Raw genomic sequence first — 1,048 nt, 5'->3', positions numbered from 1 at the left:
GGCGGCGCGCGGGGTCCGGCAACGCGAGCGGCGACGGCGTCGAAAGCGTGTCGTCCATCACAGGTACCCGTGGCGCGGCGGATTGACGTGGTTGAGCACGTAGTTGCCGATCGCGTGGTATTTCCAGCGGACCGGATCGTGCAGCGTGTGAGTGCGCGCGTTGCGCCAGTGACGGTCGAGGTTGTACTCGCTCAGCACCGAGCGCGTGCCCGACAGCTCGAACAGCTTGTTGGTCGCCTGGATCGCGAGTTCGGTACTGAGCACCTTCGCCGCCGCAACCTGCACCGACGCCTGCGCCACCTGCGCATCGTCGAGCTCGGCGGGCAGTGCGTCGAGCTGCGCGGCCGCGCGGTCGAGCAGCGCTTCGGTCGCGAGCAGGCGGATCTGCACGTCCGCGACGTCGCGAATCACATAAGGGTCGTCGGACGCGCGCGCGATACCGCTGTCGCCCCACGGGCGGCTGCGCGTGCGCACGAAGTCGATCGTGTCGGCGAGCGCCGCGCGCGCGATGCCGACGTCGATGTTCGCGTGCAGATACTGCGATACCGGGCCCGCGAGCGTCGGCCGCTCGAACGCGGCCTGGATCGAGACGACGTCGCCCGCGTCGACCTCGACGCCGGCGAGCGTGAGCGTGCCGCTCGCCGTCGTGCGCTGCCCGAAGCCGCTCCAGTCGTCGACGATCTCGAGGCCCGGCCGATCGCGTTCGACGAGCGCCTGCACGTAACGGCCGTCATCGTCGAGCGCGAGCACCGCGATCCAGTCGGCGAATAGCGCGCCCGTCGAGTAGAACTTCTGGCCGTCGAGCACCAGGCGTCCGTTGCGCCGCGTCAGCCGCGTGGCGATCTCGAGCGCGTTCCTGGTGCCGCGCTCCGATGCCGCGTGACCGATGCGCGCGCCGTCGAGCGCGAGGCCGAAGAACTTGCGACGCTGCGCGTCGTCGCCGGTCAGCCGGATCACGTCGAGCGCGTGGAAATGATTCTTCGGCAACTGGCCGATCGACGGGTCCGCCTGCGCGATGGTCCGCACGACCTCGCCGAGTGTCGCCAGC

At 70.2% G+C, this 1,048-nt stretch carries 1 protein-coding gene; it reads right to left on the bottom strand.

The features are described 5' to 3' along the window. Positions 1-57: 57 nt before the first annotated feature. Positions 58-1,048 (bottom strand): SfnB family sulfur acquisition oxidoreductase (locus tag JYJ84_RS37370; protein WP_205190365.1); only part of this gene is annotated, 991 nt, incomplete at its 5' end.

Origin of the sequence: Burkholderia sp. LMG 13014 (genome assembly GCF_905232215.1) — a bacterium.
Classification (GTDB): domain Bacteria; phylum Pseudomonadota; class Gammaproteobacteria; order Burkholderiales; family Burkholderiaceae; genus Burkholderia.
The sequence above is the reverse complement of the archived record's forward strand: the minus strand, read 5'-3'. Positions and strand labels throughout refer to the sequence as shown.